Origin of the sequence: Candidatus Methylacidiphilum fumarolicum (genome assembly GCF_949774925.1) — a bacterium.
GTDB lineage: Bacteria > Verrucomicrobiota > Verrucomicrobiia > Methylacidiphilales > Methylacidiphilaceae > Methylacidiphilum > Methylacidiphilum fumarolicum.
Genome location: NZ_OX458932.1, coordinates 1,584,207 through 1,610,467 on the forward strand (window position 1 = coordinate 1,584,207; position 26,261 = coordinate 1,610,467).

General features: G+C 42.1%; 20 protein-coding genes, 1 tRNA gene, 2 pseudogenes and 1 riboswitch. Of the genes and pseudogenes, 9 read left to right on the forward strand and 14 right to left on the reverse strand.

From position 1 onward, the window contains the following. Positions 1–93: 93 nt before the first annotated feature. Positions 94–1,017 (forward strand): malate dehydrogenase, encoded by a 924-nt coding sequence (gene mdh, locus QOL44_RS07300; RefSeq protein ID WP_009058483.1) that lies wholly within the window; start codon positions 94–96, stop codon positions 1,015–1,017. Between the two features lie 526 nt (positions 1,018–1,543). On the opposite strand, the gene QOL44_RS07305 is transcribed toward mdh, so the two are convergent. The 4 genes from QOL44_RS07305 to QOL44_RS07320 form a co-directional block, all read right to left on the reverse strand. Beyond that, the gene (locus tag QOL44_RS07305; RefSeq protein ID WP_045086566.1) at positions 1,544–2,074 is read right to left on the reverse strand and encodes a hypothetical protein; all 531 of its coding nucleotides are present in this window, start codon (positions 2,072–2,074) and stop codon (positions 1,544–1,546) included. A 94-nt stretch (positions 2,075–2,168) separates the two neighbouring features. Next, positions 2,169–2,366, reverse strand: coding sequence for a hypothetical protein (locus tag QOL44_RS07310; RefSeq protein WP_009059046.1), 198 nt, complete (start codon positions 2,364–2,366; stop codon positions 2,169–2,171). A gap of 1,365 nt (positions 2,367–3,731) precedes the next feature. Further along, complete coding sequence (locus QOL44_RS07315; RefSeq protein WP_009058481.1) at positions 3,732–4,085, reverse strand: type II toxin-antitoxin system RelE family toxin; 354 nt, start codon at positions 4,083–4,085, stop codon at positions 3,732–3,734. Positions 4,086–4,125: 40 nt separating this feature from the next. After that, entirely contained in the window at positions 4,126–5,448 is a 1,323-nt protein-coding gene (locus QOL44_RS07320) for an exo-beta-N-acetylmuramidase NamZ family protein (RefSeq protein ID WP_228343193.1), read from the reverse strand. On the opposite strand from QOL44_RS07320, the gene QOL44_RS07325 reads away from it, so the two are divergent. From QOL44_RS07325 to QOL44_RS07340, 4 genes are all read left to right on the forward strand, one after another. Continuing rightward, the gene (locus tag QOL44_RS07325) at positions 5,447–6,088 is read left to right on the forward strand and encodes a site-2 protease family protein (RefSeq protein WP_009058479.1); all 642 of its coding nucleotides are present in this window, start codon (positions 5,447–5,449) and stop codon (positions 6,086–6,088) included. The genes QOL44_RS07320 and QOL44_RS07325 overlap by 2 nt on opposite strands. Before the next feature lie 23 nt (positions 6,089–6,111). Beyond that, complete coding sequence (locus QOL44_RS07330; protein ID WP_009058478.1) at positions 6,112–7,146, forward strand: Mrp/NBP35 family ATP-binding protein; 1,035 nt, start codon at positions 6,112–6,114, stop codon at positions 7,144–7,146. Positions 7,147–7,241: 95 nt separating this feature from the next. Beyond that, complete coding sequence (locus QOL44_RS07335; protein ID WP_009058477.1) at positions 7,242–7,460, forward strand: hypothetical protein; 219 nt, start codon at positions 7,242–7,244, stop codon at positions 7,458–7,460. 184 nt (positions 7,461–7,644) lie between these two features. Next, a complete protein-coding gene (locus QOL44_RS07340; protein ID WP_134373054.1) occupies positions 7,645–9,063 on the forward strand; it encodes a DUF4339 domain-containing protein in 1,419 nt (472 codons plus the stop codon). A gap of 31 nt (positions 9,064–9,094) precedes the next feature. Here QOL44_RS07340 and QOL44_RS07345 read toward each other — a convergent pair whose 3' ends face one another. Continuing rightward, positions 9,095–9,658: a DUF4337 domain-containing protein gene (locus QOL44_RS07345; protein WP_009058473.1), complete on the reverse strand. Its 564-nt coding sequence runs from the start codon at positions 9,656–9,658 to the stop codon at positions 9,095–9,097. 216 nt (positions 9,659–9,874) lie between these two features. Between QOL44_RS07345 and QOL44_RS07350 the strand changes: the two genes are divergently transcribed. Further along, positions 9,875–10,099, forward strand: coding sequence for a hypothetical protein (locus tag QOL44_RS07350; protein WP_009058472.1), 225 nt, complete (start codon positions 9,875–9,877; stop codon positions 10,097–10,099). Positions 10,100–10,154: 55 nt separating this feature from the next. Here the strand turns inward: QOL44_RS07350 and QOL44_RS07355 are convergent, their stop codons facing one another. From QOL44_RS07355 to dtd, 3 genes are read right to left on the reverse strand one after another with little or no spacing between them, the layout of a single operon-like run. Next, positions 10,155–10,946: an ABC transporter permease gene (locus QOL44_RS07355; RefSeq protein ID WP_009058470.1), complete on the reverse strand. Its 792-nt coding sequence runs from the start codon at positions 10,944–10,946 to the stop codon at positions 10,155–10,157. A gap of 4 nt (positions 10,947–10,950) precedes the next feature. After that, positions 10,951–11,676, reverse strand: a complete 726-nt coding sequence (locus QOL44_RS07360; RefSeq protein WP_009058468.1) for an ABC transporter ATP-binding protein — start codon at positions 11,674–11,676, stop codon at positions 10,951–10,953. 56 nt (positions 11,677–11,732) lie between these two features. Further along, positions 11,733–12,170, reverse strand: coding sequence for a D-aminoacyl-tRNA deacylase (gene dtd / locus QOL44_RS07365; RefSeq protein ID WP_009058467.1), 438 nt, complete (start codon positions 12,168–12,170; stop codon positions 11,733–11,735). A 100-nt stretch (positions 12,171–12,270) separates the two neighbouring features. Continuing rightward, positions 12,271–12,350: riboswitch (Fluoride riboswitch) on the forward strand. Between the two features lie 75 nt (positions 12,351–12,425). Here dtd and QOL44_RS07370 point away from each other — a divergent pair. Both QOL44_RS07370 and QOL44_RS07375 read left to right on the forward strand, forming a co-directional pair. Continuing rightward, positions 12,426–13,550 carry a cation:proton antiporter gene (locus tag QOL44_RS07370; protein WP_208526838.1) on the forward strand — a complete coding sequence of 375 codons (1,125 nt, stop codon included), beginning with the start codon at positions 12,426–12,428 and terminating at the stop codon, positions 13,548–13,550. A 72-nt stretch (positions 13,551–13,622) separates the two neighbouring features. Continuing rightward, positions 13,623–13,705, forward strand: a tRNA-Leu gene (locus QOL44_RS07375). A 344-nt stretch (positions 13,706–14,049) separates the two neighbouring features. Here QOL44_RS07375 and QOL44_RS07380 read toward each other — a convergent pair. From QOL44_RS07380 to QOL44_RS07400, 6 genes and pseudogenes are all read right to left on the reverse strand, one after another. Further along, positions 14,050–15,042, reverse strand: a complete 993-nt coding sequence (locus QOL44_RS07380) for a dihydroorotate dehydrogenase-like protein (RefSeq protein WP_009058463.1) — start codon at positions 15,040–15,042, stop codon at positions 14,050–14,052. A 151-nt stretch (positions 15,043–15,193) separates the two neighbouring features. Then, on the reverse strand, positions 15,194–15,355 hold the full coding sequence (locus QOL44_RS11315) for a hypothetical protein (protein WP_009058462.1): 162 nt from the start codon (positions 15,353–15,355) through the stop codon (positions 15,194–15,196). After that, positions 15,352–15,957 carry a tetratricopeptide repeat protein gene (locus QOL44_RS07385; protein ID WP_009058461.1) on the reverse strand — a complete coding sequence of 202 codons (606 nt, stop codon included), beginning with the start codon at positions 15,955–15,957 and terminating at the stop codon, positions 15,352–15,354. Before QOL44_RS07385 ends, QOL44_RS11315 begins: the two co-directional genes overlap by 4 nt. A 214-nt stretch (positions 15,958–16,171) precedes the next feature. After that, entirely contained in the window at positions 16,172–18,874 is a 2,703-nt protein-coding gene (locus QOL44_RS07390) for a TonB-dependent receptor (RefSeq protein WP_045086869.1), read from the reverse strand. A gap of 393 nt (positions 18,875–19,267) precedes the next feature. Further along, a pseudogene (locus QOL44_RS07395) lies at positions 19,268–20,888 on the reverse strand (IS1634 family transposase). Positions 20,889–21,027: 139 nt separating this feature from the next. Continuing rightward, positions 21,028–23,730: a TonB-dependent receptor gene (locus QOL44_RS07400; RefSeq protein ID WP_045086563.1), complete on the reverse strand. Its 2,703-nt coding sequence runs from the start codon at positions 23,728–23,730 to the stop codon at positions 21,028–21,030. Between the two features lie 785 nt (positions 23,731–24,515). On the opposite strand from QOL44_RS07400, the pseudogene QOL44_RS07405 reads away from it, so the two are divergent. Beyond that, a pseudogene (locus tag QOL44_RS07405) lies at positions 24,516–26,223 on the forward strand (IS1634 family transposase). Positions 26,224–26,261: the final 38 nt, after the last annotated feature.

A 26,261-nucleotide genomic window follows, 5' to 3' on the forward strand; every position in this document is an offset into this window, starting at 1 on the left:
ATAAAAAATATTCAAATGCATTTTCCCATCGGAAATGAGATTAAACTTAAAAAAAATTTTGTCTTTCTTTGAAAAGCGTTCTTAAATGGTAAAATGAAAATATCAGTCATCGGTGCCGGTTTTGTTGGGGCTACGACAGCCCAAAGAATCTGGGAAAAAAACTTAGGAGATGTTTTTCTCCATGATATTATCGAGGGGATGCCACAAGGCAAAGCCTTAGATATGATGGAGTCTGCTCCATTACTAAGAGTTGAGTCAAAGATTGTCGGAACGAACCTGTTTGAAGATTGTGCAAATTCGGATATTTATGTCATTACCAGTGGATTGGCTCGACAGCCTGGCATGTCCAGAGAAGATTTACTCAACAGAAATGCGGAAATTGCCAGTGGGGTTGCCGAAAATATTGCACGGTTCTCCAAAAACCCCATAGTGATAGTAGTTTCCAATCCGGTCGACGTGTTGACCTATCTTGTCGCCCTTAAAACGAAGCTTCCCAAAAACAGAGTGATGGGTATGGCTGGGGTTTTGGATTCTGCTCGATTTCGTTATTTCATCGCCTCAGAACTTGGCATAGCTCCTCAGGAAGTCCAAGCAATGGTATTAGGAGGGCATGGAGATGAAATGGTTCCTTTACCACGGTTCTCAACGGTCTCTGGAGTGAGTATAGAACACTTCCTTTCTAATGAGAAAATAGAACAGCTTATTAAAAGAACGCGGGATGGAGGAGCCGAAATCGTCCAGCTTTTGAAAAAGGGAAGTGCTTATTACGCTCCTTCCGCAGCAATACTAGAAATGGTAGAAAGTATTGTCAAAGATCAAAAAAGATTGTTACCCTGCTCTGCCTGGTGTGAAGGTCAATACGGAATTACAGGTCAATATGTGGGCGTTCCAGTGGTCCTCGGAAAAAATGGAATAGAAAAAATACTAGAGCTTCCTTTAAGAGAGGATGAACTTTTGGCACTGCAACAAAGTGCTCGACATGTCGCCTCTAATATCAAAAAATTAAATCTTTCTTAATAAGTACAATCTGTTCCTAAAAACATACACGGGACATGCTTACGCCTAACCTAAGTTCGTCCTTTTCTCCTTGGCTTTGGACCGGGATGTCACGGGATTGTCAAGAACGTTTCATTCTCCAGGGGAGCGGGATAGAATTAGCGTGTTATCTTAACAATCAAAGAGGACGCCTCCCAGCTGCCCAGAGTTGTCTTACTCGGTACAGTCCCCCTCCTCGGGATTCCCATCGGACGGTAGCTCGCTATTACAGGTAACCTCTACAAAAACATCGCATATAGCCGAGGCAGCGGCATCTACGAAAGAATCTCCCGATTTCCAATCTTTTCTTGAGGTTGTATGCGCCCACCCTATCCACATAGCTCACATACTTGTAATGTCGGCATGCCAACTTATCCCCTATGCGGTTCTTGGAATGGACATATACCCGCACCAAGGACAAAGCCCAAGAGCTATAGGCCAGGTTGACCTCCTCTCTGGCCGAGAACCTCCCCCCAGGCGCTAGAAATCGATTCGATCCTGAAGCGCACTAGTTCGCATCTGGGGGATGCGCCTGGAAAGCTCTTTGCTTGGCAATTTCCCATAAATGTGTAAATCCTCTAAAGACAATCATAGATGGGCTTCGGAGCTTGAGAAGTTTGCGCAGGCTTGTAGTCACCCTGCTTTCTATCTCTGCTGGCACTTTATGGAGTCTCTCTGCTAGCTTTTTCCTTCCTAAATTATTCTTGCCAACGCCCCTTGCTTTTGCTTTGTCTTTTGTCTTCTTACATATGGCATGAAGTTTCTGTCGTTTCCTTCCTTTCTCTGTATACTGCTTAGATAACTTAGCTAATACCTTACCAACCCCTTTCCCATACTTCTTCCCTTTGTCATCGGTGAACGCTTCTGAAAGTCCCATATCGATCCCAACTATTTCCCCATCTAACCGCTTCGGAACTTTTAGGGGTGCTACGTAGGAAATGACCGCCTTCTTTTCCTTTAAAACAAGACAAATCATTCCCCGAATCTTCAACTTCCCGACTAGGGGAATGACTATCCTTTTCCCATGCTCCAGTCCCATAAGAGAGAGATACTGCCGTCCCTTCTCTTCGAAAGTCCGACACCTCTCTTCATCCTACAGAATAGCTCTAGTTTTCTTCACTCTGGGCGGCTGTCTAACTACCTCTTGCAAGTCTTTGCGGATCCTGAAAAGAATGGCTTTTTTGTCTTTGCATTGTTATGGAAAACTTAGATGCGGCAAGCTCTCTTTGCTGCCATACCAAAGCGATCCGTCGCGGAGAAGTGACTTGCCAATAAGCAAAACGCTTTTCTTCTTCCCTCCATTTTTCCCTCTGATTGATTCTTGGCTTCATCTCTACGGCTAAAGACAGGAGTCATTTTCCAATGGCCTCATAGGCCTCCTTAAGGGCTTGCCTTCCACATCCTTGCCTGTAAGCCCTTTGGGCTTTTATACTCAGCTTTTAGCAGTAGATTCCGCTCTTTGCGTTTGCCCAAGACTTTCCGAGAAGCGGTCTAGTTCGGAATAATAGACAACAAACTGCTCCTTCTCGTAGGAATAGCAAAGGCAAAGATCTTCTAGCATCTGGCACTTTCTCTTGTTAAGCTCCAAGCTTTCTGCCTGGATTGCTTGCCACATCATCTTCCCCGGCTTCATTGATTTTCATCACGACCTCTGGTCTTTTCTTTTCGTATTGGCGCAAACCGTAAAGAGAGCTTAGGAATGCAGGGAGTGACCCAAGAGAAGATCCTTGGTCATATCTTACCGTTTTGCCTCAAGCCAGACAAAACCTGCAAACGCTTCCCGCTGATTCCTTGAGATCCTCCTTTTGCCCGGCGCTGGCAGACTCTTGCATAAGCGATTGCGCGGTGCTCTCCTTACCTTTTGTCCGATCACCCTCAGATTGGACTGGTGCGTGTAGTACCGCTGGTTCGTCGGTGTTCGTTTTGCAGCCGTTTCCCTTTCCTGTCGCCTTTCGTTGCAGCGTGTGTACGCTCCGACCGATCAGCCCGCCAAACTTCTTCGGCGAATAGATGTTCGTCATGCATACTTTTAACTATTTTGGCATCGCAATATCTAGAACTATTCTTTACTCTTTCTCTTCTCTCCTCTTCCACATCAATCAATCGATAACAGAAGCAAGGAACGATAAAGAATAATGCGCCAACGAACGCAATTTTAGCAGCACTAAAAGTTTGTTGATTACTTGAGCTTGCCCCTTATAAAGGGGAGGCGGCAAAGCGTAGTGAAGCTCTTATAAGTTGGATACTCAAGAGCTTGGATTGGATCAAAAGGGTAGAAATCTTTGGATAATAAGATTTTCTTTATGAGAGGATAGAGCGAAAACATAAAAAGCCAATCTCTTTAAACGCTCCAACACTATAAAACTAAAAATCGGCTGCGATTTCTTAAGCCTGCAGCAGAATAGCGTCCAGGCTAAGGTGGCAAGTAATATGTGCTGCTGCATACTTTAGATCTGTTAGTCAAGCCGTAATCTAATGCTTTTCTTTTGTATCGGATTGTTGGAGGGGTAAGAGAAAAGAAAAAATTGTAAGCATGTCTTTCTTATTATATATCATGTAAGCATCTAGTCCTCAATGGATAGAGAATTGATCCAAATTATTCAATGTTCGCTTGGAAAAGGTTTTGTAGGTTAGATTGAGACGACCATATCATTTCCTCTTTAGTTTCTGCACAAAGAGCCAGCGGCAGTTACCAATTAAGGATTGGTGTCGGAAAAAGTTAAATTGGAGCGGAAAAGAAAATCAGCAAGGGTATTTTTGAGCAAAATTCTCTGCACTAATACCCCATAGTCGGTCTTTTCAAAATATATCCGATATTCCTTGCATCGGAACCTATAGAGGATTCTGTTATCTCTTTCCGCTTTGCTTAAACAATCGGAATGAGGGTTTGATAAGACTTCTGGTATCATTTCTAGACAATCCAGAATTTGAAACTGTACAGCTTTGGAAAGCTGAGAAAGATCCTGCTGACTTTGATGACAAAAAACAATCTGAAAGGGCTTCTTTTCCTCTATCCGTTTTTCGAACAATTTTTCAATATCAATATCCATAGAAGGTCTTTTGTTTGTTTAAAATTGCTAAAAATTCTTTTTAATCAGATGGATATAATAAATATTTTTTTCTTTTTTCTCTAAAGTTTTCTAAATAAGGGATCCAATTATCCACAATAGCTTGAATTCTCTTTCCAGACAGAAGCTCTTTTCTAATTTCATCCGTCCCACAATAGCGATCAAAAAATTCAAGTTGCTCAGCCGTCAATGAAGCTAAGGGATCTTGGTTTAGCTCTGTCATCATTTCCTGTAATAGAGAAAGACCTATTTCCACAAGTTTGACTTTAGAAAAGTCTTTAATGTATATCTGACAACCACCCAAGGTTTTCCCTTGAAATTTTCCAAAAAAAGGCCAATAGAACACCGGTCTGAAATAACAAAAAGGGATTTTTCTTTTATTCATGTTCCTTGCAAAAGTAAAAGGATCAATTTTTTGAGCTCCTACCAATTTATAAGGCAAAGCGGTTCCAATCCCGTTATTAAGCACAGGACTTAAGCCTAAAAAAGAACTGATGGCAAAATAAAAAGGGCTTTCTTCATCAGTCAAGTAGGGAGAGAGTGGAAACCAAGGAAGCCCTGTGTCCTTCCAAAGCATATGCCTTTGCCAACCTTTCATGGGGACAAGGGTAAGTTTCGGTTTTTTAAAAATCCAATTTTCTCCATTAATCATTCCAGCAATTTCACAGGGAGTCATGCCATGGATGTAAGGAATATCCCATTCGTTATAAAAAGAACGAAAAGAGTTGTTAAAAGGCATCCCTTCGACACGTTCTCCCCCAAGGGGATTTGGCCGATCAAGGACATAAAACTCTTTACCATTTTCTCCCGCTGCTTCCATAGCCAATCCCATTGTGCTTAAAAATGTAAAACTCCTTGTCCCAATATCCTGTAAATCAAAAACAAGGACATCCACGTTGGCAAGCATATCATCTGTTGGTTTTAGTGTTTCTCCCTGGAGTGGATACACAGGAAGGTTTGTATAGGGATCAATATAAGAAGCAGTATTTTGTTTATCTGAACCCATGCAATAGAGACCGTATTCGGGAGTAAATATGGCAACAAGATTTACTTGTGGACAATGATAAAAAAGTTCTAAAGTAGAAATTCCATTTTTGTTGACAGCCGAAAGATTTGTGATTAATCCAATTTTTTTTCCTTCCAAGCCATGAAAATGATTTTCTACAAGTACATCGATCCCCAAATCGATGACTGTAGCTTGCAAATAATCCAGATGAATGGAATGTATTATAATGAATAATGTACAAAAAAACAAAATCAGTCGATGCATCAATACGATGAGAACTTTCTTTTTTAATATTTTTTTAATGAATCTGTTTACAATCCGATAAAGACTTTTCTCCATGAACCCCTCTATCGATAGACTTTATCTTTTTCTTCTTCTTATTCCACTTATTACCATCCATGAGTTTGCACACGCAATGGTGGCTACCCTTATGGGTGATAGAACCCCTAGGGATGAGGGCCGCTTAACTTTCAATCCACTAGTTCATATGGACTTATTTGGGACTTTAATTATACCAGCTATCAATATTTTCCTACTCCCCGGAGGTTTTGGTTTTTTCGCATGGGGTAGGCCTGTCCCTACTAATCCCTCCCTGTTAAAAAACCCTAGACTACAAGGTATTCTTATTGCTCTAGCTGGACCTTTGGCTAATATAATAACTGCTTTTTTTATCCTCCTTATAGCCAAAGTGGTTATTCCACAGGATCATAAATTAAGCGAGCTTTTTGCCACTTTTGTCCTTGCTTCTATCTTTCTTGCCGTTTTTCATTTGCTACCTGTGATGCCTTTCGATGGGTGGACAATCATAAAAAATATTTTCAGAATCCCTGACCAGTGGGAACACCAAATGGGCATTTTCTGGTTCATTGCGATTCTTATATTTTTAAATCTTCCTCCAGTGTATCATTTCTTAGAATTCTCTGCTTACCATTTGTTTATGTTGCTTAACCTGCTCTCCGGTTCTCCATTACACAGATAAAAAAAACTAATGTATAATGTTTTATGCCAGCATTAAAAAAAGAAGAAATTTTAAACCAACTCAGAAAAGTTCGATACCCTGGATTTAGTAGGGACATCGTTTCTTTTGGTCTAGTAAAAGAGATCGAAATGACAGAAGAAAGCATTTATATAAAACTCGAGCTTTCGAGCCCTAATCCCGATGTTCCTGAACAATTGGAAAGAGAAATTAAGGCCACCCTGTCATCCCTGACCGCGATCAGCAACATCCAGGTTGCCATCAAAAGGCCAGAAGCTCCCCTAGCACAGAGAATGGCTCCAAAGGGATCTGAAATCAAGCACATTATCGCCGTAGCTAGTGGCAAAGGAGGTGTGGGGAAATCCACCGTTGCAGCAAACCTCGCTTGTGCTTTCCATAAAATCGGATTTCATGTCGGACTTTGTGATTGTGACATTTATGGACCAAGTATATCCATGATGTTTGGAACGGTTGAATCGCCTCAAATCTCTGTTGATGAGAAGCTCATACCTATCGAACGATATGGACTAAAATTAATGAGCATGGGCTTTCTTCTTGAATCCGATCAACCTGCCGTTTTGAGAGGTCCGTTAGTGACTCGCTATACTCAGGAATTTTTAAAAAACGTCGATTGGGGAAACCTAGATTTCTTAGTGCTCGATCTACCTCCTGGTACGGGTGACATCCAACTGACAATCGTACAAACTGTTCGTCTTTCAGGGGCAGTAATCGTTACAACCCCTCAGGAAGTGGCTCTTGTTGATGCAAGAAAAGCCGTATCTATGTTCAAAAAAGTCAATGTCCCAATTTTAGGAATTTTAGAAAACATGAGTTATTTCCTTTGTCCTAGTGACAATAAAAAATACGATCTTTTTGGTTCCGGGGGGGGCAAAAGGGAAGCCGAGAAGCTAAATGTTCCATTCTTAGGAGAAATTCCCATAGAAGCCGAATTGAGGATTTCTTCCGATCATGGCATGCCTATCGTTTTATCAGACCCGGATAGACAAACAAGCACGGTTTTTTTAGAAGCAGCTAAAAAAATTGTTGACTTTTTAAAATAAAAATCTAATGTGGCTTTTCTAAAAAATACTATAATCTCAATCGCAACTTTTGAATTATATTAGTTTAAAAATTTGTGGATCTTTGGAGGAGAGGAATGGAGGAAAATAAAGAGATGGAGTGTATATCTGTATTACTGAAAAATTCGACTCTTTATCGAGAATTTCTTTTGGAAAGAGAAGAAATTCTAAAACATAAATGGATTGAAAGCGAAAAAAAGGGATATGATATTGGCTTTGAAAAAGCGCTTCTTGATTGGGTAATTAATCATAGAAGCAAATGGCTGGCAAGTAGAAGAAAAAGCATGGAATCATAAGCCAGCCGCTTTTTATTTTTAAGCCAACTCTTTATTCTCGTTCCATTCTAATTTTCTTTTCTTTGATTTCTTTTTGCGTATTTTATAGGGAAACTTTTTCCTTCCCAAAATTTTAACTATATAACAATTAGCATTCTGTCTTTGTAGCCCATTCAAAGATTCCTAAGACAGATACAAAATGGCTATGGAAATTTATATTGTTCAATCTGGCAAAAAAGAAGGACCTTTTTCTATGGAGGAGATCCTTCAGCTGCTAGAAAAAGGAACAATAAATACCCAAACCCTTGCATGGCACAAGGACCTTAAAGATTGGGAACCACTCGGAAAACTAATTCAGGAGGCTGAACAGGAAAAGAAGGAGCAAGTGGCTCAGGAAAAAAACGCAGCCGAAACTAAAAACCCAGTGTCTCAAACGAGTGGGCTTGATAAAGAGACTCCAACCGATCCTTTTCTTCAACTACTGAAGACTTCGCAACAAATTGCATTCTGGATGGATGAAGAACTTGCTTTGTATGGGACGAAAGCTTCTCATTCAAGATCTCATCCATTAGAAGCAACCGTTTGGCTCGAATATAGGCTAGAGTTTCCCCATCCAAAATCTAAAGACATCCTTGCTCGTTCCTCTGTTCGCTTTCAGTTTATTTATACCCCTTTTCGGCAATTTGAACAGGAAGTGGACATCACAATGGCCGTAATGGAACGCAAAAAACATTTCCGAGTGGTTGACCCCAGCCAAGAGCATGTCAAACAGATAGTCAAGACTATCCTGATGAAATATCCTGATGTGGCTTCTCCTTTTTCTCTTTGTCACTTCCATAAAAAAAGGGCTTTTCCTTGGCAACTTTGGCTAGAAAAAAATAAGCTAGTCAGGCTCAAATCAATCGACATGATGACTTGGGTCAGACTATTGTGGATTCTTGGGCTAATTCTTACTCCCTACTATGGAGTTGGTTTACTTTTCCTGCTTTCAGGCTGGTTCCTCTATCAATCTTCCTTTCATAATGGATCGTATGTTCTCCGATCAGCCTGGCCCTCTTTGCCACCGTTGTCCCCAAAGTCCCTGCTACTTTCCCCTCTGCTTTTGAAAGCTAAGGCTTCTGCTTTATCCCTGCTCAAGGAAAGGCTAGAAACTGACTTTTCCCAAAGCCTCCCTCCTTCCATAGAAAAATTACCCGCTGTCTACGAGAGTTTTTTTCAAAATAAGAATCTTCTTTTTTTCAGGCTCTCTGAAACCTATGGCTTTATAGAATTGAAAGCCGAAAAAGAAGATTTACAAATCCAAATAGGGGCCTATGAAAATCAGGGGATCTGGACCGAAAAAATTTCAGGCTACGGGAAAGATCTCTTTACTGGATCTCTTTGTATCCTTGTTGAACCGAAAGCAGATACAACCACTGAATTGCAAAAATCCGCCATGGAATGTGAGACCCTAGCTTCTTTTCTTTATTCTTATGTGATAGAAACAATAGAAAAACATTTCCAAGCTTCCATTCACTCTCTGGGTATTTCCCCGAACCGGGACTTTCAGAAACATGATATAGAAAAAGAAACTACCATGAAGGATATCTTCCTAAAAATAACAAAATGGATATTTCCATTTTAGTATCCTTTTAGAAGCAGATTGAGCAGGCTACTCATCGCAGAAAGGCTGTTATAAACACAACGAGTCCTCCTGTTGCTAGGGATATTGCTAAATACCATACCACTTTTTTCTTCATTAAGGCAGAAACAGAAGACAAAGCAATTCCAACTTGAACGAGAATTCCAGACATTCTGAAAATATGATGTTTCCTATAATATCGTTCGCTGGCTTTTACTCTTTCCTCAACTATTTCGTCTAGCCGTTTGGCCTTTTGCTCTATTTCGATCTTTTCTTTCTGATACCTCTTTAGTTCCTGTTCAAATTCAGGCCGAGGATTTAAAATATTGGCAATACGATATCCCGTTTCTCTCATGGATTTTGCTTGAAAAAAATTCCACATATCCGTCGCTTTGTCTTGATAAAGAACTGCCTCATTACGCAATATAATGGCTTCTGTCACACTATTTTCAGAATCCGCCGTAACAATCGTTCCCAATACAGCCATCAAAATGATTGAAAAAGAAACATGAAATAGCCATTTTTCCTTTTTTCGATCTTCTTCTAGCCTTTCATTAATAATTTCATTTGCTTTCTCTTCAATTGATTTTTCTGTCATATATAGAACAATTGATTATTTTAATATACTTAAAAAAAAGTATTACTTATTCTGTGTAAAAAAGGTTGTAATTCTTTTTAAATTGTAGATAAAAAGAATTTCAAAAATATTTTTCAAGTATTTTCCTTTCGCATACATTTTGAGCAAAAATTATATATTCTTATTTGATTTTAATGTACTTTTATTCATAATATTTACTAATTAATGGAGGGATCTATGAATATAAATGATATTATTGCCTTTTTGGTTTCTTCTATTGGTACACTCGTCGGATTTATCGTGCTTTTCCTCCTTTTTGGAGGATGGATTCTGGCTCTTGTTGGTGCTACAGTGTTTAGTAGTTTTTTGGGTGCTAACCCCTCCGAAAAGAAAATAAAAGAGCAGAAAAAGGAACCTCTACCGCTTAAAGAAGGAATGGGTTCGAGCTTTTCTTTAAAATAAACGAAGCCTTTAAGGAAGGCATTAACAGGGCGAAAAGAACGAACAGCGAAAAGGTTCATTGAGTTCCAATTTTAACAAGTAGTCCTTTTTCTCTTGCACTTATAAAAAAGCGCTGAAAAAGAAAAAAAGAAAAGCCTAAATAACAACAATTTAAAAAGGTTGCCCAAAAGAGGTGGCTATAGGAATAGGTTCCTTGTAGCCCACCTCTCAACCCTTCAAAGACGTGTGTTGCAGGAACAAGAAACGAAAGGGGTTGGATCCATTTAGGGAGAACATAGAGCGGATAAAAGACAGCCGCAAATGGTTGAAAAAGAATCGGTATAGCCCATGCAAGAGACTCTGCAGCCTGTCCCCATCGCAATAATAAAGAAATGGTTAAAACACCACAAGCAGAACCCATTAGAAAAAGATTCCCAATCAGCGGTAACAAATAAAAGCCAATCTGCGTCAAATGGAAATGATAGAATAGAGCCGCTAAAAATCCCAATAATCCAAGAATTAGAAGAGATTTGAAGATTCCCACTAGAAAAATCGCCGTAAAAAATTCCTGAATAGTTATTGGCGTCACAAGCAGATTGATTAAATTCTTTGACCAGACGTCTTCTAAAAAAGATACTGTTATCCCTAGCTGAGTCCTGTAGAGCACATCCCAAAGAATCATCGCACCGATTAAAAATTGAAATGGTCTGGAAAAGCTTTTCTCTGCATTAGAAAGAAAAAGAGTCAGATATCCCCAAACAAGAAGGTCCATTACAGGCCAAAAAACAAACTCCAAAACTCGAATCCAACTACGTCTATAAACGTAGGTATAGCGTAAAAATAGACCTAATATTCTCTCTAGACTCATTGATTTATTTCCTAGTTAGCTCAATAAACAGTTCTTCCAGATTTCTCTGTTTAAACTCCTGAACTATTTCCAGAGGAATCCCCTGTGTAATGATCTTTCCAGATTTCATAAAAATTATCCGATCGCATAGTCTTTCCACATCCCGCATATTATGCGAAGTATAAATGATTGTGACTCCAGATTTTTTTCTTAGTTCTAACAAAAGCTCACAGACCTTGTCGGCTATGCTTGGATCCAGTCCGGCTGTTGGTTCGTCCAAAAACAACAGCTTTGGATCATTCAATAAAGCCTTACAGAGGCAAACTCTAGTCAACTCTCCAGCAGACAAAAAACCAGTTACCTTATGTTGTAGATGCGTAATTTCCAACAGATCCAAAAGAAAGTCTATTTTTAGCTCTGGTTCTTTCACCCGATAAAGACGGGCAAAAACAAGAAGATTTTCTCGGACGGTTAAATTAGAAGGAAGGCTAATATACCCAGATGCAAAATTGGAAAAGGAAAGAATTTCATTCCTCGCCGATATCGGACAGAAGCCAAATATCCGTATAATGCCCGAACTGGGTGTCAACAACCCCAAAAGCAGATAGATTAGCGTGGTTTTCCCTGCACCGTTTGCCCCAAGAAATCCTACAATTTCAGACTCCATAATCGAAAATGAAATCTGATCGATGGCTACGAGTTTCCCAAAATCTTTTCTCAAGTTTTTAACTTCTATGGCAATTTTGGACATAAAACCAAACAACCGTTCCCTTTTTCTAGCCTATTTCTTATGGATAAAGATAAAGTTCATGTCCTAATCCAAAAACTGACTGGGCCCTCATTTATTAAGTATACCGTCATGTTTGCTCCAAAACAGCCTTTTTTGACTAAGCCATGTTTACTTTTCGCTCTTTCCACTAGATAATCGAAAAGTTTTTTACCTTCTTCTGGAGGAGCTGCATGATGAAAGGTAGGTCTTTTGCCTTTTAAAAATTCTCCCGCAAGTGTAAATTCAGGAACTATTAATAGTTCTCCATTGATATCGAGAAGCGAGCGATTCATTTTTCCATTCTCATCTGGAAAAATTCTGCAGCGCAGGATTTTATCTATCATCTGATCGGCTTTTATTTCGTCATCTTCCTTTTCAACAGCTAAAAATAATAAAATGCCTCTTCCAATAGAAGAAACCAATCGATCTTCTATTCTGACAGCCGCTTCCTTTACTCTCTGAATCAATCCAATCATTCTACTAATGCAATACGCTCTTCTTCAGCCATTAAAAAAATGAAAGCTTAAAAAAATTGATCTTCTAAGTCTTGACATTCCTCCCTTTCGTTATTAAAGAAAAGCAATTGGTAATGGAGTTTACCATCCAATCTTTTGGAAAACCCTTCTTCTTTAAGAAGTGATAACTCCTACGACAACAATTTGCTAAAGAAAAAGCATCGACACACGAAGGGTTTTCCAATGGAGCACACTTGGTTCTTAGCTTCTTTTTGGATGGCTTTGGCAATTTTCTCTGCATTCCTAGCTCTTCAATTTAGGGTCTCTGCAGCACTCATTGAAATAATAATTGGCATCTTCGGCCAATATTTAGCTACTTTTCTCTTTGGCAAAACTGGACTAAATCCTAAAGAAGGTTGGATTGCTTTTCTTGCTGGATTAGGTGCTATTATGCTCACCTTTATGGCTGGCTCTGAGATTGATCCAACTTCTTTTCGAAAACAATGGAAGGAAGCTACCTTTATTGGCCTACTGACTTTTTTTGTCCCCTTTTTCAGTTGTTCATTTTTTGCCCACGCCATCTTTCAATGGAATTGGAAAGCCTCTTTTCTTACTGGAATTGCTCTTTCTGCTACTTCAGTTGCCGTTATGTATACGGTACTTCTGGAACTGGGACTGAACAAGACAAACTACGGAAAGGGGCTACTAGTAGCCTGCTTCATCAACGATCTTAGCTCCGTACTCCTACTGGGATTCCTTTTTGCTCCCTTCGGCTGGAAAACAGTCGTATTAACAGGGTGTGTCCTCATTGGTGCCCTTATTTTACCCAAAATCACTCCTGTTTTTCTAAAATATTATGCAAACAAGCCCTCAGAGTTAGAAATAAAATACCTCCTATTTTTCCTTTTTGCCTTTGGAGGAGTAGCCGTATGGGCAGGTTCAGAAGCTGTCTTACCAGCCTATATCATAGGTATGACATTAGCAGGATCGATGGAACAATACCGTGATTTTATTAAACGCCTTCGTACCGTAACGCTAGGAATGCTGACTCCCTTTTATTTTATTAGAGCTGGATCATTTGTCGATTTAACTGAATTAACAAAAAGCTTTTTGCCTGTTTTCCTTTTATTCATTCTGCAACAGCTTTCAAAATTTATTAGCATTTTCCCTTTTTTAGTAAAAAGAAAGAAAGTGCAAGAAGCAGCCTATACTACCTTGCTTATGTCGACTGGTTTAACCTTTAATGTGATTTGCTGTCTCTATGGGCTTTCTCATGAGATTATTTCTCCAAGACAGTATTCAATTTTAATTCCAGTAATTATTACCACAGCTATTATCCCAACGCTGGTCGCGAATCGGTTTTTCATTCCCTGGCATCATCTTGAGAAAAAAAGAACTTAAAGAAACTACATTGTTTTTTTTCGACAAGGTTTAAAAAAATATATAATGTAATTTTCTCTTGCTAAAACCTTTGCCGGTGTGGCGGAATGGCAGACGCGCCAGACTCAAAATCTGGTCCGGGCAACCGGGTGTGGGTTCGACTCCCTCCACCGGCACAAAAATCAAAAAGATTTTTTTCTAATTTCCCTTTCCCTACCTTATGAAAACCTTCGGAAGGTTGAACAAATACCTTTTGGGTTGCAAATGCGTAATTAAAAAACCCCATAAAGAAAAGCAATACAAGTAAAACAAAACTATACCCAATAAGAGTCTTCGCAAAAATCAATGGAATACTACTTCAGGATTGGACCAAGAACCACTTATAGGTTTTCTATCTTTGAAGCTGGATAGCCTTTAGGAAGATAACTGAAATTAGAGGCACGCTCTTTTATTCAGTGGAGGAGGCGGGGAAAGAACAATTTTACAGCTTATATTTCCCTCTCTTGTATCTCTCCTTTAATTACCGATATTCATTTCCTTTTTCCCTATCCAAAATAAGAGAATTGATATATTGGGCACGTTCAAAGGTCTCAGGATCTGGACATCTCTTTTGGCTCAATAAACCTCTCCATTCTTCTAAGGAAGAATAGCCATGCTCATCCATCCAATTAACTAGTCCTTTTTCCATGACGTTTAGATATTCAGGCCCATTTTTTAAAAGAGTAGAACAAAGCATGACGACGGTCGCACCCACTAAAATCAACTGGATAGCATCTTTTGGTTCAATAACACCCCCTGTTGCTGCCAGATCCACTTTTAAGCGATCAAACAAGATTCCAATCCATCTCAAAGAAAGAAAAGTATCTCGGCTGGTTCCTAGCAGCATTTGGCTTTTAATTTCTATCTTTTCTGTATTTATTCCAGGTTGCATAAATCGATTAAATAAAACAAGTCCGTTAGCCCCTGCAGCCAGAAACCTCTTTGCCATATTGCCTACATTTGTATAAAAGGGGCTAATTTTTATTGCTAGAGGAATCTGTATCTCTTGTCTAACAAGACGCACGATATCTAGTGTAAACATCTCGATGGAATCTGCCGATTGGTCCATATCTGTAGGCATCCAGAAGATATTAAGCTCTAAAGCATCTGCTCCTGCCTCTTCTATTTTTTTGGCGAATCGGCACCACCATCCTGGAGATTTGCCATTGAGGCTTGCAATAATTGGAATCTGTACTTTGTTTTTTGCTTCCCTTATCAAATGAAGATAAGATTCTGGGCTAAAATACTCTTCAAGAGTAGAAAACTTTGCATACTTACCACTCAAATCTGTATATTGTTTTTCAGCAATTGCTTCCTTGACAATCTGCTCTTCAAACAATGATGGCAAAACAATGGCTGCAGCTCCAGCTTGTTCTAACTGCTGAATACCTGAAAGAGAAGAGGAAAGAGGAGAAGCCCCAGCCACTAAGGGAGACCGCAAAGTAAACCCTAAATACTGTACCTGCAGATTCATTTTTTATTAACGTAAGTGTTTCTTTTGGGTATAGCAACTCAAGATTTTGTCTGTTTCTGTTCGGACAGATAGTGGCTTTCAATGAATACAGATCAGTGAACCATCCCTTAAAACCTTCCAAATTATGATTTAAAGCATGCACCCTGCTGCTTTATTTCCAATAAATTAGAGAATGAAGGGCTTCTAGCTTTATCCCTTTTTTCCCTTTTAAGGCTATTTCCTTGTTTTTTTTGGCTTCTGTAAAATGTGGTTTTAGGTTAAGTGCCGTATTAAAATCATTTAAAGCTTCATCAAACCTTCCCAAATCGGTCAAAACAATTCCTCGGTCATTATAGAATTCTGGATTATTCGGTCCAACTGAATAGCACGGCTCAAATCAGAGAGAGCTTCCTCTCTTTCTCCTTTTCTAAAATGGACCCAACCTCGGTTGTCGAAAGCCAAGGCGTAATCGGATTTCAGTCGAAGTGCTTCATTGAAATCCTTGATTGCGGAAAGATAATTTCCTTTTTTATATAAAGCCCAGCCCCTGTTATTATAGACATAGGCATTGGATCTATTTCTTCTTATGGATTCAGAATAATCCTTGATAGCCTTTTCATATTGACCTAATTTGGCCTCTACAATGCCTCTTCGATTGAAATAATCTGGCTGAGGATTGAGTTCTATAGCCCTATTATAATCAGAAATAGCCTTATAATAATGCCCTAGAGCAAACCAAATATCGGCCCTATTATTATAAGCTATGGCTAAAGTCTCCCTAGAAAGCTCCCCCGAATCTATGGCCTGCGTATAATGCGCTATTGCTTCTTCATAAGATTTATGATATTGCTCATTGAGACCAGCTTGAAATTCTTGCAATCCAGTCGGAAGGGCTGCAAGAAAAAAGCCAAGGATAAAAGCCAAGCATCCTGTCATATCATATACGAAGCAATCATCAAAACACAGATTAGCAGCCTATTATTCTTCCTACAACAAAGAAATTATACTGAATACTTTTAAGATTCTCTAAGAATAAAAAATCACCTGGCGATTTCTGTAAAACCCAATTGAGAAAGATGAAGAAGGAGGATTTTTTATATCAAAATCGCCAGGTGAAATTCGTTCTTTCTTGGTTCTTTTTATCCTAGTTTTAGAATTTATAGGCAACTGTTCCTTCAATCCAGAATGGCCAACCAGCAATAATGCTGCTCATATTGAAAGCACGCGAACCTGCCGATCCAAGACCAAAAGGCAACCAGTACTTTTCATCTGTAAAGTTATACAGATAAAGCCTTGCCTCCCACTTAGGTTGCGTATAAAAGATCTGAGCATTTAATATAAACTGTGTTGGAATTTTTGTATTATAGAAATAATTTAGGTATTGATCACTCATTACTATGGCCCCAAGAGTTACTCCAAGGCCAACGTCAGAGGTATAAGTTACTGTACCGCTAAAATACTGGTCAGGAAATCCAATAAAAGGATAATTGGAAGAAGGCATCGCACCAGAGATAGGAAAGGGTCCATTGACGAATGGTCCTCCGGCTATAGGCACACCAGTATAATAAGGCAGTATAGGTGTTAGCTGCCTCATTCCAGGCCCATGGAGTCCTGGAGGAAAACTCGACCATTCCTCAACCGCTCTCATGTAAATGTAGCCCAACCTTGCCCAAAAATGGCGATCAGGCTGATAAGAAGCATTTATTTCAAAACCTTCTACATTTGTAGGGGTAGCTGGCAAAGGCGCTCCATTAGGCAAAAACCCTAAATTATTGAGGATCTGATTTTGAGTAAAAGCAGCAGTGGTGATATACATCTTGTCTTTAAGAATGTTAAACTTCACGCCTCCTTCTATCAGCTGGTTTACTTCGCTAAAAGAATTTGGTTGGAACGTTGGAGCATATCCTCCAATGACCGCAGCATTAGTAGTCTGAAGCCAGTTAAAATCAAAATAGGCGGTCATCCATGGAAAGGGTTTATAGACCGGGCTTATGTTTACAAGAGGAGCAAAAGCCGCTGTGCTAAAGTGTGCAAACGGAGCTCCCACTGGTCCAGGAGGCGTGGAAGCATCAACAAAGTAAAAATTTGCTCTCGCTCCAAATAGCAGGCTAAACTTGCTTGTCCAATCAATGTTATGCTGATAAAAGGGATTGACCGTCCAATAATTACAATCCGTAGTTCCACCAGGGCCATTTAAAGGTTCATAAAACCATCCAGGAGGAGCTCCAGGAATCTGCCATTCCCCACCCGCAGGTCCTTTCGGATTATTAACAGCTTTTGCAAAGGGAGCTAAAAAGACTGCGTTCCAACTATAGGGATTGGTTGTCATCATGCTCCAGACATTTCCTGCATTCCAAAAAGCATCCCCAAAATAGTCAAGGTTTCTCTGATAATGCCATTCAATGCCCGCATCAATGTTATGCCGCATTAACATTTCCCCGATTGCCCCCTCCCAAAAGGATTTTTTAACCTCTTCATCCCCTTCGCTTTTGGAGGTTTCTTTATACTCCTTCATTTCTTTTGACCCCTTCTCAGGAGCAGCAGCTTCTAAGGGAGTGTCAAAATTAACTCTTATTTCTGTTCTGTTATCCACTTCATAATCCCCTGAGAGATAAGCAGCCACATACAACGAAGGTTCGATCCAGGAGCTACGCGTATACCAAGCAAAAGTATTGTTCACAATCTCAATATTATCTGAAACCTTTACCCGTTGGATAAGCTGAAGCATTCCAGTCATCGCATTGCCCCCGCCTGCAGGATTCACAATATCAGCCCTTCTGTTTACAGGTACAAAAAATGGACTGGTCAAGGTTCCAGCCAGGGCTCCAGGAGGAAGCATTCCAGCTGTATACAGTCCGTTATCGATGAGGGCATTAGTTGGCCTGTTGATTTGATCAGCTAACTGTGGCATAAAGGAATAGGTCCCAAAATCAGCATAAAAATCGACGGTATAATTCTCGTAAGGTTTGGCTCCAATTGCCGCATAGAAATTCTGCTGATTGTTGTAAATGTTGTTATAATAACTACCCTGTTCTTGCCCCATATAGCTAAAACGCCAGGCCACTTTATCATTGACTGGACCTCCAACATCAGCCCCCCAAAGATATTGGCTGTACATGCCAGTGGTATCCCATATATATCCTCTAAACTTGTCAAAATAGGGCTGTTTGGTAATATAGTTCACACTACCAGGAGTAGGCTGTGTAGCTCCAAAAACCGCATTGGCAGGTCCTTCGGTAATGTCCATTGATTCCACCATATTCCAGCTAAAAGGAACTCCAGCCATGGAATCGTTTTGAAGAGTCATTTCAATTCCATTTATATAGGGAAGCGCTTGCCTTCCTCGAATGGTGATCGCATTTCCCATCCCCCAGTTGAGTTCTGTATAAGCTGTCGGAAGAATCTGAGAAACGCTCAGGGGATCAAGATAGCCCTGATAAACCGTTCCGGCAGCTTTTAGCATGGTAGGATTAACAGGAGTCACTTGCCTGGGTGTATCCATTACGCTCATGGGGATCCCATAAGTAGAGGACACAGGACCTTGTTCGGTTGGAAGAACCGCTGCATTCGGAGCACCAAAGGTTTCCACGGCACTTGGGGGAGTCTCTGTTTGTACAGTCACCTCTGGCATCGTTATCCTGCCGCTAGCCGATTCCCTTTGATTATAAACTGGTATGTAATTTTGTTTGGATTTTTGCTTCCCAGAATGATTTTCTCCGTTGTACTGGGAATCAGATGACGGATTATTAGTAGTAGTAACATCCTCATCATCAAGACCAAAAAGATTGAGGTTAGTAAACAATAAGACCATCAAGAAAAGTATTATCCAACTTTTTTTCCTCTTTTTAATCATTTTTCCTCCTAGATTCCTCCTAGACATTATAACGAAACGAAAACAGTTAAAACACGCCCTCTTGTTTAGCCTAAAAAAAAGACAAAAGGTAGTGACAGTTATGTAAATTATTTATGACAACTTTATGACATTTTTATGACATTTTTATTTTTATCATCTCTTTGAAATTCAGATAGATAAGTAATTATATGTGGTTTTTATTTTTTAAATATTGAAAAAAATCACCTGGCAATTTCTGTAAAACCAAATTGAGGAAGATGAAGAAGGAGGATTTTTTTTATAAAAATCGCCAGGTGAAATTCGTTCTTTTTTAGTTCTTTTTATCCTAGTCCATCTTCCGCAACGTTACATCATAAGTGATTGCAACAGAACGAAATAGATTTTTCGTTCTGCCTACATTGCCCACTTGGGCGGAGAAGCGAAGAGGGAAAGTAGATCGATCTTTTGCAGCAAGGCATTCAACTCTGGGGGAATCTGAGAGAAGAGCCCGATCAGCGGTTGTCCTTTTAGAGAGAGGTTGACCAAGCGGACCGTCTGAAGACGCCGAAGCACCTTTGGCACCTCTTCGGTAAAGCCCTTGGCCGCCCATTCGGCTCCGAGCCGCGCACTTATCCAGAAGGCCAGGAAGCAGATCCTTACATGGTTGCGGACCCGGTCCGGTCGCCAGTGATAGACGGGACGGACTTCCAGGTAGCTCTTGAGCTCCGAAAAGGCAGCCTCGACCTCGAGCCAGCTGCTTATAGTGGGTGAGCACCGCCTGGCCCGAAGCCTTGGTCGCAGGGAGATTGGTCTCCAAGAGATACCAGCCGTCAGTCGCCTCTTCTTCCTTGACCCGCTCCTGATCCAGTTTCCACCAGAACCGGCCGCCTGCGTCGACGCCGTACTGGAAGTATTTGTGCGCTTGAAGCCTCTGCAGCGCTCGGCCAACCCGGCTGCCGAGATTCACGGGATTCACCTGCCGGCGTGCCGCCTTCGTGATCTGGCGGAGCACCTCTTCTGCTTGGGCAATGCGGTTTTGTCGCCGTTCGCGGTCCCGCTGAGCCCGCCATTCTCCTCCCGCAATGACATAGCGCACTCCCTCCTGTTCGATCTCCAGTACCCGCGTCCGGTCCGTTAGCCAGAGCTGCTGGTCTTCGGGCAGACGACTGAGAATCTCCTGAAGCTTGGCCCGAGTCGACCGGGTCACGTACTCCAGCTCCATGCCAGTCAGGATCTCCAAGTTCCACCAACTCCTCATCCCCCCGTCGAAGACGAAGGTCGCCTCTTGGATCCCAAACCTCCGTCTGAGCGTGACCAAGAGCCCCGTCAAGGTCGTGCGGTCCGCCCGATTCCCTCTCAGTACTTCCACATGGAACGGAATCCCCCGACCATCCGTAGCTACCGCCAGAAGAACTTGGCGCCGATCCTGCCGGTGATCCCGACTATAGCCATATTGCGCCAGTCCCTCAGGGCCCTCCCCTTCGAAGTAAACGCTCGATAGATCGTAGAGCACCAGGCTCGCCCCCTGCGGCTGACTCCCTTGGTAAAGCTTCTTCTCAATCCCGCTCCAACAGCCATTCAACTCATCCATCGCCCGGTAGAGCTCGTCCTCATCCAGATCCTTCTCTTCGAGCCCACAAGCCTTGGCCAGAAGAGTCCCCCGCGCTTCCTCCCGAAGCGCCAGCTTCGAGGAAGGAAAGAGAATCCGGCTAAAAATCATCGCCTTCAAAAGCCTTCGTTTCCGCTCCGAGCCAACACTGGCAAAGACTTCATCGAGGCCAAAGCGACCCCAGGCTTCTTCGAGAACGGCCAATCCTCCATAATCAAGTGCCTCCTGGGCTTCGAGCCCCTCTACAGGGACAAGACGCTTCTTTTGCAAGGCCGCCGCCAGCACTTCCCGAGCTTCTTCCGGCAACCGGGTCACGTTGGCGATCCGGCGTGTCTTCACCTGCTTCCCCACCCGGTAGGACTCTCGGACAATATAGGATCGATAGATCTTCCCTTTGTGGCGTGTGCGGACCTCCTGCAAGTAAATGCCTACCAGGCTAACATTTTTCCACTACGATGCCTAAAAAATAATAAAAATATAATAAACTATTGTGTCCTACATGAATTTACATAAGTCATTGATACATCAACAAAATGGTCAAAAACTTGCGGAAGATGGGATAGTTTTAGAATTTATAGGCAACTGTTCCTTCAATCCAGAATGGCCAACCAGCAATAATGCTGCTCATATTGAAAGCACGCGAACCTGCCGATCCAAGACCAAAAGGTAACCAGTACTTTTCATCTGTAAAGTTATACAGATAAAGCCTTGCCTCCCACTTAGGTTGCGTATAAAAGATCTGAGCATTTAATATAAACTGCGTTGGAATTTTTGTATTATAGAAATAATTTAAGTATTGATCACTCATTACTATGGCCCCAAGAGTTACTCCAAGGCCAACGTCAGAGGTATAAGTTACTGTACCGCTAAAATACTGGTCAGGAAATCCAATAAAAGGATAATTGGAAGAAGGCATCTCCCCAGAGATAGGAAAGGGTCCATTGACGAATGGTCCTCCGGCTATAGGCACACCAGTATAATAAGGCAGTATGGGTGTCAACTGCCTCATTGGAGGCCCATGCAGTCCTGGAGGAAAACTCGACCATTCCTCAACCGCTCTCATGTAAATGTAGCCCAACCTTGCCCAAAAATGGCGATCAGGCTGATAAGAAGCATTTATTTCAAAACCTTCTACATTTGTAGGGGTAGCTGGCATAGGCGCCCCATTAGATAAAACCCCTACATTATTGAGGATCTGATTTTGAGTAAAAGCAGCAGTGGTGATATACATCTTGTCTTTAAGAATGTTAAACTTCACGCCTCCTTCTATCAGCTGGTTTACTTCGCTAAAAGAATTTGGTTGGAACGTTGGAGCATATCCTCCAATGACCGCAGCATTAGTAGTCTGAAGCCAGTTAAAATCAAAATAGGCGGTCATCCATGGAAAGGGTTTATAGACCGGGCTTATGTTTACAAGAGGAGCAAAAGCCGCTGTGCTAAAGTGTGCAAACGGAGCTCCCACTGGTCCAGGAGGCGTGGAAGCATCAACAAAGTAAAAATTTGCTCTCGCTCCAAATAGCAGGCTAAACTTGCTTGTCCAATCAATGTTATGCTGATAAAAGGGATTGACCGTCCAATAATTACAATCCGTAGTTCCACCAGGGCCATTTAAAGGTTCATAAAACCATCCAGGAGGAGCTCCAGGAATCTGCCATTCCCCACCCGCAGGTCCTTTCGGATTATTAACAGCTTTTGCAAAGGGAGCTAAAAAGACTGCGTTCCAACTATAGGGATTGGTTGTCATCATGCTCCAGACATTTCCTGCATTCCAAAAAGCATCCCCAAAATAGTCAAGGTTTCTCTGATAATGCCATTCAATGCCCGCATCAATGTTATGCCGCATTAACATTTCCCCGATTGCCCCCTCCCAAAAGGATTTTTTAACCTCTTCATCCCCTTCGCTTTTGGAGGTTTCTTTATACTCCTTCATTTCTTTTGACCCCTTCTCAGGAGCAGCAGCTTCTAAGGGAGTGTCAAAATTAACTCTTATTTCTGTTCTGTTATCCACTTCATAATCCCCTGAGAGATAAGCAGCCACATACAACGAAGGTTCGATCCAGGAGCTACGCGTATACCAAGCAAAAGTATTGTTCACAATCTCAATATTATCTGAAACCTTTACCCGTTGGATAAGCTGAAGCATTCCAGTCATCGCATTGCCCCCGCCTGCAGGATTCACAATATCAGCCCTTCTGTTTACAGGTACAAAAAATGGACTGGTCAAGGTTCCAGCCAGGGCTCCAGGAGGAAGCATTCCAGCTGTATACAGTCCGTTATCGATGAGGGCATTAGTTGGCCTGTTGATTTGGTCAGCAAACTGTGGCATAAAGGAATAGGTCCCAAAATCAGCATAAAAATCGACGGTATAATTCTCGTAAGGTTTGGCTCCAATTGCCGCATAGAAATTCTGCTGATTGTTGTAAATGTTGTTATAATAACTACCCTGTTCTTGCCCCATATAGCTAAAACGCCAGGCCACTTTATCATTGACTGGACCTCCAACATCAGCCCCCCAAAGATATTGGCTGTACATGCCAGTGGTATCCCATATATATCCTCTAAACTTGTCAAAATAGGGCTGTTTGGTAATATAGTTCACACTACCAGGAGTAGGCTGTGTAGCTCCAAAAACCGCATTGGCAGGTCCTTCGGTAATGTCCATTGATTCCACCATATTCCAGCTAAAAGGAACTCCAGCTGCGGAATCGTTTTGAAGAGTCATTTCAATTCCATTTATATAGGGAAGTGCTTGTCTTCCACGAATAGTGACCGCATATCCAAACCCCAAGTTGAGTTCTGAATAAGCTGTCGGAAGAATCTGAGAAATGCTCAGGGGATCAAGATAGCCCTGATAAACCGTTCCGGCAGCTTTTAGCATGGTAGGATTAACAGGAGTCACTTGCCTGGGTGTATCCATTACGCTCATGGGGATCCCATAAGTAGAGGACACAGGACCTTGTTCGGTTGGAAGAACCGCTGCATTCGGAGCACCAAAGGTTTCCACGGCACTTGGGGGAGTCTCTGTTTGTACAGTCACCTCTGGCATCGTTATCCTGCCGCTAGCCGATTCCCTTTGATTATAAACTGGTATGTAATTTTGTTTGGATTTTTGCTTCCCAGAATGATTTTCTCCGTTGTACTGGGAATCAGATGACGGATTATTAGTAGTAGTAACATCCTCATCATCAAGACCAAAAAGATTGAGGTTAGTAAACAATAAGACCATCAAGAAAAGTATTATCCAAATTATTCCCCTCTTTTTTATCATTTTCCCTCCTTTTACGAAGAGAAAAACAATTAGAATATGCCTTCTTGTTTATCCTAAAAAAAAGACAAAAGGTAGTGACAGTTATGTAAATTATTTATGGCAACTTTATGACTTTTTTATGATATTTTTACTTTTATCTTCTCTTTGAAATTCAGATAGATAAGTAATTATATGTGGTTTTTATTTTTTAAATATTGATAAATTTTAATGTCTTTAGTTAAGAAAAAAAGAGGTTCTTGGATAACTGAGGAAAGGAAGATGCCTTTTTTAAAAGCAAATGTGAAGAGGTTCGATTTTAAAGTCAAAAGTGGAAACATAACCACAAAGAAAGCTCCAAGTAGAAGCAATTTTAGATTCAGGATCTTATCCTTCAGACGAATTTTCCTGCAGACATTTTCCTAAAACTAGAAGCCACACACCCAACCAACTGTATTTGTTGGCCACATGGGCACAAAGATGCTGCTGATTCAGCCAATTCCAAGATAGCAGCAGAAAAATTTTTTTCTAAAAACTAGCTCTCTTACCAATAAACATTGAGCGGCCACACTACATCAAAACCTTTCTCTAAATCCAGACAAAACAATTTTATGAGCTTCTTTTATTTTTTACCAAGAGCCTTCCTCTCATATAGCCCATGTTTGGTGAAAATGGGCTAATTTTGGGGGTGCTCCAGGGGAGAGGAAGCGATTTTTGCAAAAAACATAGTGCTACATTATGAATAACTTTTTTCAAGCTTTTATCCGATTATTCTTGCATGTGTTGGCGTTTTGAAATTATGTCTCTTCATGTTTTTGCGGATCGTGCCGATTCGGCGGCCAAGCGGGAAGGTGGACCAGTATGTCCGGCTGGTGGAGAGCTACTACGATCGAGGGAAGATTAAGCAGCGGACGATTGCCAATCTGGGGCGGAAGGAACTTTTGGCTCCGCATGTGGACCGGCTTGTGGAGCTTCTGAGAGGAGAGCCGCCGAAGACGACGGGAAGCTGGGAGGCAAAATCGGCGGCAGTTTGGGGGCCGACCTTGGTGGCGAGGTTGCTTTGGGAGGAGTTAGGGTTTCCGGAGCTTTTGGAGGCATCTGGTAAGAGGCCGCAAGCTGTTTCTCTTGAGGAGAGAGCGTTTGTTTTGGTGGCTCATCGGCTGATTTGTCCGGGAAGCGAACATGCCTTAGCCCAGTGGTTAGAGACGGATTATGTAGCCGATCGGAGGGGGGAACGGATTCTGCCGATATGGAAGGAAAATGGTCGGGTGCGGGTGGACCATCGCTTTCTTTGGCCTTGGTATCGGACGCTGGATGAGCTGATTCAACGGAAGGAAGAGCTGGAAGAGGGGCTTTTTAGCCGGCTGCGAGATCTTTTTTCCCTCCAGCCTGAGAGGGTCTTCTACGACTTGACTTCCACCTATTTCGAAGGGGAAGGGCCAGAGGAGCTAGCTCAATTTGGGTACAGTCGGGACCGACGGGAAGGCAATCGGCAGATTCTTTTGGGGGTGGTGATGGTGAATGGTTGGCCGATTGCTCACCATGTGTTTCGAGGCAATCTCAAGGATGGAGAGACGGTACAGAGGGTGGTGGAGGATTTAGAGAAGCGTTTTGGGCTTCGGCGGGTGGTTTTTGTGGGGGACCGGGGAATGGTGAGCACGGCCAACTTGGGTTTTCTCTGGAGTCAGGGCCATGGGTTTTTGGTGGGACTTCGGCGGCGGAGAAGCCCGGAGGTCCTAGAGTATCTTTGCCAGGCGCAAGCGGGCTGCTGGCAGCCTTGTGCTCCGGGAAGTAACGACCGGGTTTGCGAAGTTCCGGGACGTCTTCCGGGGCAGCGGATCTTTGTGATGGAGAGTGCCGAGCGGCTCGCCTACGAGCAAGCGATGCGGGAGGCAGCGGTCTCGAAGATTCGGGAAGAGCTGGAGAAGCTGGCGAAGCGGGTGGAAAAAGGTGAGCTTCGAGATCCTGAGAAAATCGGGGCTGCTGCCGGGCGCATCCTCTCGCTCCATCATGGGCATCGCTACTTCCGCTGGAGTCTTTCTTCCGGTCGCTTCGAGTTTTCTCAAGAGCCCTTGGAAGAGGAGAAGCTTTTGGAAGGCAAGTACCTCATTTTGACAGAAGAAAAACATCTCTCCGCGGTAGAGGCCGTAGGTGCCTACAAGGAGCTTAGCCAAGTGGAACGGGCCTTTCGGAAGCTAAAGGATGTCCTAGAGATGCGTCCGATCTATCACCATGATCCGAGAGCCGCTCCAGGCCCATGTCTTTGTTGCCGCCTTGGCCTTCTTGCTTGACCGACTCCTGGAGAAAAAGCTAAAGCTTGCCAAGCTTCCCTTTTCCACCGAAGAGGCCTGGACTCACCTCCGGACCGTCCACGTCGTCGAGGCAGAGGTTGGAGGCACCAAACACCGCGGGGTCACGGCAGGAAACCGACAGGCGCGACAGATCCTTTCCGCCCTGAAAATCAGCTCCTTAGAGCCTTGGAAACCCAAAAGAAGAACCTCTAAAACCCCCACATAGTGACACATTGAAAAAAGGACCATTGATAATCAATAACT

What these genes read in the sequence shown, in the direction of transcription:
- QOL44_RS07360 (WP_009058468.1), bottom strand. Translation starts at nt 11,676, where the DNA reads ATGTCCAAAATTGCCATAGAAGTTAAAAACTTGAGAAAAGATTTTGGG.
- QOL44_RS07400 (WP_045086563.1), bottom strand. Translation starts at nt 23,730, where the DNA reads ATGATAAAAAAGAGGGGAATAATTTGGATAATACTTTTCTTGATGGTC.
- mdh (WP_009058483.1), top strand. Translation starts at nt 94, where the DNA reads ATGAAAATATCAGTCATCGGTGCCGGTTTTGTTGGGGCTACGACAGCC.
- QOL44_RS07390 (WP_045086869.1), bottom strand. Translation starts at nt 18,874, where the DNA reads ATGATTAAAAAGAGGAAAAAAAGTTGGATAATACTTTTCTTGATGGTC.
- QOL44_RS07380 (WP_009058463.1), bottom strand. Translation starts at nt 15,042, where the DNA reads ATGAATCTGCAGGTACAGTATTTAGGGTTTACTTTGCGGTCTCCCTTA.
- QOL44_RS07355 (WP_009058470.1), bottom strand. Translation starts at nt 10,946, where the DNA reads ATGAGTCTAGAGAGAATATTAGGTCTATTTTTACGCTATACCTACGTT.
- QOL44_RS07335 (WP_009058477.1), top strand. Translation starts at nt 7,242, where the DNA reads ATGGAGGAAAATAAAGAGATGGAGTGTATATCTGTATTACTGAAAAAT.
- QOL44_RS07310 (WP_009059046.1), bottom strand. Translation starts at nt 2,366, where the DNA reads ATGAAGCCAAGAATCAATCAGAGGGAAAAATGGAGGGAAGAAGAAAAG.
- QOL44_RS07325 (WP_009058479.1), top strand. Translation starts at nt 5,447, where the DNA reads ATGAACCCCTCTATCGATAGACTTTATCTTTTTCTTCTTCTTATTCCA.
- QOL44_RS07370 (WP_208526838.1), top strand. Translation starts at nt 12,426, where the DNA reads ATGGCTTTGGCAATTTTCTCTGCATTCCTAGCTCTTCAATTTAGGGTC.
- dtd (WP_009058467.1), bottom strand. Translation starts at nt 12,170, where the DNA reads ATGATTGGATTGATTCAGAGAGTAAAGGAAGCGGCTGTCAGAATAGAA.
- QOL44_RS07350 (WP_009058472.1), top strand. Translation starts at nt 9,875, where the DNA reads ATGAATATAAATGATATTATTGCCTTTTTGGTTTCTTCTATTGGTACA.
- QOL44_RS07385 (WP_009058461.1), bottom strand. Translation starts at nt 15,957, where the DNA reads ATGACAGGATGCTTGGCTTTTATCCTTGGCTTTTTTCTTGCAGCCCTT.
- QOL44_RS07340 (WP_134373054.1), top strand. Translation starts at nt 7,645, where the DNA reads ATGGAAATTTATATTGTTCAATCTGGCAAAAAAGAAGGACCTTTTTCT.
- QOL44_RS07305 (WP_045086566.1), bottom strand. Translation starts at nt 2,074, where the DNA reads ATGGGACTGGAGCATGGGAAAAGGATAGTCATTCCCCTAGTCGGGAAG.
- QOL44_RS07315 (WP_009058481.1), bottom strand. Translation starts at nt 4,085, where the DNA reads ATGGATATTGATATTGAAAAATTGTTCGAAAAACGGATAGAGGAAAAG.
- QOL44_RS07330 (WP_009058478.1), top strand. Translation starts at nt 6,112, where the DNA reads ATGCCAGCATTAAAAAAAGAAGAAATTTTAAACCAACTCAGAAAAGTT.
- QOL44_RS07345 (WP_009058473.1), bottom strand. Translation starts at nt 9,658, where the DNA reads ATGACAGAAAAATCAATTGAAGAGAAAGCAAATGAAATTATTAATGAA.
- QOL44_RS07320 (WP_228343193.1), bottom strand. Translation starts at nt 5,448, where the DNA reads ATGGAGAAAAGTCTTTATCGGATTGTAAACAGATTCATTAAAAAAATA.